We start from the raw sequence: 4017 nt of genomic DNA on the forward strand, positions 1-4017 counted from the left end.
TGTGTGGAGCGGTGAACGACGAAATGCATGGAAAACAAAATGTTTGATAACAGTGACAATTTAGTTAGTTTTGTAGTCTGTGAGAAGGAGTATGATTCGCCTGAGTTCGAAACTGTGATGAGTTGGTTAAAGCAAAGAGGTTTCAAATCGACTAATGAGAGTTGTCATTTGGTTGGTTCTCAAGAATTGATTCAGTATCAAGTATCTAATGGTATACAGTGTGCGTGCTTGATATTCGAAACTTATGAGGGAGTTACTTTATATACGGATAAAGAGCATGAAACTTATTTTTCAGAGTTGAAAACCCACACATAACAAAAGCTTCAAACCGACCGCCAACGCGTGGCATTTTTGGTTTACAGTAATAATTGTGTTTAAGGCACAATGCGGTAGCCGTTGTGTTGCGTTGGCAGCAGCTTAAGCGGGCGTTATGTTCAAAATTTAATTTCATCGAACTAAAGGTAAGGAAGCGAATGAAAACTTGGCTAGTAAATACCAATACGAAAGAGAAAAATGGTAACCCAAACGCTTTTAAGTATATGTTGCGTCAGAATAAGGCTGCGGCATTTTATGATCGAGCACCAGAAATTGATAAAATTAGTAAAGGTGACTTGGTGTGCCTTTATCACAATCAAAATCGAATTATTGCTATTGGTGCTGTCGTTACTCCGTATCTAGGGCATGACTTTGGTGACTATGAAGAAATTGAGCACTGGGTTGATGTTAACTGGCTCTGGAAAGCAGACTTTGACGCTGATTACGAGCCAATGAATTCAATTGACCGCCATGATCTCGGAATTACGATGGTTAATGGCACAGTAGTTAATGTGACTGAACAGGTGGATTATAAAGTTCTACTAGCAAAGGTAGCCGAACGCCAAAGTTTTTAACATAACAAACTGTTTAAGAGTGATTCACAACGCGTGGCATTTTTGCTATGCGTTGCGTTTAGTGTTTAAGGTGGTATGCGGTAGCTTCGGTATTGCGTTGCTCACACCTTAACAGGGCGTTAGGCTTTTAATCGAAAGAGACAAATATGAAACCTTGGAAGAAGTACCAAGAAGATACAGCAGCTTATTTTCGGTCTATAGGCTTGGAAGCAGAAACGGATGTCACTGTTAAAGGAGTGCGAACCTCTCATGATGTGGACGTGTTAGTAACGTCTCATTTTCATGGTTTTGATGTGATATGGGTGGTTGAATGTAAGTTGTGGCAAAAACCCGTTAATAAATTGCATGTACTTGGTTTGCGTGAAATTGTGGCAGATATTGGCGCTGATCGAGGTATATTGCTATCAGAATCGGGCTTTCAAAGTGGTGCAATAGAAGCTGCGAACATGACCAATATTCAAGTCACTTCACTAGATGAAGTCCGTGAGTCATCAAGTAGTAGCGTTTATGCTCTGAGGTTACGAGAGTTATTCGATCGTGTAGTTAGCTGCAAAGATCGCTACTGGGAACTGTCTAAGGAGCAACGAATTGAGTACGGGCTAAGACCAGCATATGGTGAGCATAACTATTTCGGTGATGCCTTGATTAAAATGTGCATGGATGTTTTATCAAGGGCTTTCCGAAATGAGTATCCTTTCAAATCTGAAGAGCTCTATGTACTCACCCTTTTTGGTAACGCAAAAATATTTTCTTCGCCCAAAGAAGTAGTCGATTTAATGGACAGACTAATATCTGAGTTGGAGCTTAAACTGGATAAATGTGAGCAAACCGTAGGACAAGCCTAACAAAGCCATCAAATTGATGCATTACACGGCGCATTTTTGGTTTAAAGTTTGGTGGGTTTTATAAGTGCAGTGAGTGCACAACTTATGGCGGCGTTAAGCGTCCAGCTATGACAAATTAAATCGGAGGTAAAATGGGTATTTCTTGGAAAAATTTCGCACGAAAATTCGAAAAAGAGCTAGAGCTCGACTCGTTAGATTCTATTCAGGCGTTGGTTACACCCGCTTTGAATAAGCGTAAAAGTAATATTCAAGAAGAATATGGTAATCTCTCTAAAGACCAATTTGAAAGTGAATATGATTTTGAGTCTTATCGAGACTGCATGGCTGATGACTACGCAGAGGCTCAATCTGTAGCAGATACTTTAAATGAAATGATAGTGACCGCTTTATACAAATTGATTGAGTTAAAGAGAAAGAGTTTGTTTAAGCGGTATGTAAATGACGTTAACGAACGACGTTTATCTTACATTGATTATGTAGTTAGTCAGTGCCCATACGACATGTCTAGTCTAAGTGAAAACAGGAAAATTGAAGAATTACGGTTAATTAACAATTGTATAAAACACAATGATAGTGAAGCATCTCAAGAATTAGTCGATTCCAACCCTACGTATACTATCGGTGAAAAACTATCTATATCTAGTGCTGACATTGATAATTATAAAATAGCTGCAAGATTATACATTTGCGATATGGCTGTTAAATTTCATCAGATTGACGATCAAAACGCTTAACAAACTGTTTAAGAGTGATTCGCAACGCGTGGCATTTTCACTATGCGTTGGTTTTAGTGCTTAAGGTGGTATGCAGGGACTTCGGTATTGCGTTGCTCACACCTTAACAGGGCGTTATATCCCAATTGTTTTTCTAGATTTTTGGTCTTGTGTTTGTTGGTAGCTCAACGCCTTCTTTGGGTAGCGAAATCTCAACCTACCGCGTAGTTTCAGGTTTCGAGGTGCTTCCAAAAAGTTCATCGAGAATCATTGAGCTCATCGCATGCCTTTGGCGCCTTGGTGGGGCGGTCAAGCCGCTTTGAGTTGGGAGCGTGGGTATAACAAGAAATTCAAGCAGACCAAAAACGCGTGGCAGTTTTAGTTTGCATTAAGTAGCGTGTTTACGGTGGTTTGCATAAATGGCATGGGTGCGTTTTTGGCCGCTTAATTAGTCGTTATACAACCGTGTTATCACGAATAAAGGATTTACCTCTATGTTTAAAAAAATTCTATTAAGTTTGATACTAATGACTTCGTCATATACCTATGCAGCTGATACATTGCCAAAGTTTTATAGTGATATTTCAATCTCTGGCATTGAAAGCTGGCCTAATGCCACGGATCAAACTTATGCTTTTATGGTGCGAATGATGACTCCTCTTACAGGACCTGGTTGTGGCTCTAACACTGTATTTTCTGTAAAAGCGGGAAACCATCAGGATCAAACTTTAAGTATTTTGTTAGCAGCAATGATGGCAAATAAAAAATAAAGATTCGTGTTTTAGAGTGCTCAGATCGTGCACTTGTTGATAGAGTCGAAGTCCTCAACTGATTTGTATAACAAAAGCTTCAAGCCGACAGCCAACGTGTGGCATTTTTGGTTTGATTGAAGCGTGGTGATTACGTTGGTCAGTTTGAGTTATGCGGCGGTTGGCTGCTGCTTAAGCTGGCGTTAGGGCTTTTCACAATCTATACGGTTAATTTTACTAGGACGATAAATGAACGTTAAAACAATACTATCCATCGGTATTCGAATTTTTGCAGTCTTTTTGATTTTGGAAGCAGTTTACACGACTCTTTCGTTTATGACGGCTAAGGATATTGCCCGTGAAAATATGGGGCTGTTGGTTGTTCCGGTTATTTTCGTAGTAATAGCTTTAATTGCATGGAATTTTCCGCTCACCATAGCTAAAAAGTTAATGCCAATTGAGGTTGACACCAAAGAAGTAACATCTATGAGCGCATATGAACTGGCAAGGGTTGGCGTAGCATTAATGGCTCTTAATTTAATAATTAACAGCGCATGGTCAGTGATACCAGCAATTATCGTAGTTTCAAGTCACTACGGCGGAGACTCAGCAGCATCACTCTCATCATTGATGATGTTGGTAGTAGGAGTCTCTCTATTAGTAGGCAACAGAAAAGTTGCATACACCTTAGTCGGAAGGCAGCCCTAACAAACGCTTCAAGCCGACCGCCAACGCGTGGCATTTTTGGTTTGCAGTAATAATTGTGTTTAAGGCGCAATGCTGTAGCCGTTGTGTTGCGTTGGCAGCGGCTTAAGCGGGC

Annotated in this window: 5 protein-coding genes; all 5 read left to right on the top strand. The window is 40.1% G+C overall.

Annotated elements, in window-relative coordinates:
* The first annotated feature begins 473 nt into the window (after positions 1-473).
* The 5 genes from RH89_RS13370 (at position 474) to RH89_RS30360 (ending at position 3905) form a co-directional block, all read left to right on the top strand.
* Positions 474-890: a hypothetical protein gene (locus tag RH89_RS13370; protein ID WP_004402691.1), complete on the top strand. Its 417-nt coding sequence runs from the start codon at positions 474-476 to the stop codon at positions 888-890.
* A 146-nt stretch (positions 891-1036) separates the two neighbouring features.
* Positions 1037-1735, top strand: a complete 699-nt coding sequence (locus RH89_RS13375) for a restriction endonuclease (RefSeq protein WP_004402693.1) — start codon at positions 1037-1039, stop codon at positions 1733-1735.
* Between the two features lie 131 nt (positions 1736-1866).
* Entirely contained in the window at positions 1867-2469 is a 603-nt protein-coding gene (locus RH89_RS13380) for a hypothetical protein (RefSeq protein WP_004402695.1), read from the top strand.
* A 473-nt stretch (positions 2470-2942) separates the two neighbouring features.
* A complete protein-coding gene (locus RH89_RS13385; protein ID WP_004402696.1) occupies positions 2943-3218 on the top strand; it encodes a hypothetical protein in 276 nt (91 codons plus the stop codon).
* A 228-nt stretch (positions 3219-3446) separates the two neighbouring features.
* Complete coding sequence (locus RH89_RS30360; protein WP_004402697.1) at positions 3447-3905, top strand: hypothetical protein; 459 nt, start codon at positions 3447-3449, stop codon at positions 3903-3905.
* The last annotated feature ends 112 nt before the right edge of the window (positions 3906-4017 follow it).

The sequence above is a fragment of the Vibrio nigripulchritudo ATCC 27043 genome, assembly GCF_000222685.1.
GTDB lineage: Bacteria > Pseudomonadota > Gammaproteobacteria > Enterobacterales > Vibrionaceae > Vibrio > Vibrio nigripulchritudo.

What these genes read in the sequence shown, in the direction of transcription:
- RH89_RS13375 (WP_004402693.1), top strand. Translation starts at nt 1,037, where the DNA reads ATGAAACCTTGGAAGAAGTACCAAGAAGATACAGCAGCTTATTTTCGG.
- RH89_RS13370 (WP_004402691.1), top strand. Translation starts at nt 474, where the DNA reads ATGAAAACTTGGCTAGTAAATACCAATACGAAAGAGAAAAATGGTAAC.
- RH89_RS13385 (WP_004402696.1), top strand. Translation starts at nt 2,943, where the DNA reads ATGTTTAAAAAAATTCTATTAAGTTTGATACTAATGACTTCGTCATAT.
- RH89_RS30360 (WP_004402697.1), top strand. Translation starts at nt 3,447, where the DNA reads ATGAACGTTAAAACAATACTATCCATCGGTATTCGAATTTTTGCAGTC.
- RH89_RS13380 (WP_004402695.1), top strand. Translation starts at nt 1,867, where the DNA reads ATGGGTATTTCTTGGAAAAATTTCGCACGAAAATTCGAAAAAGAGCTA.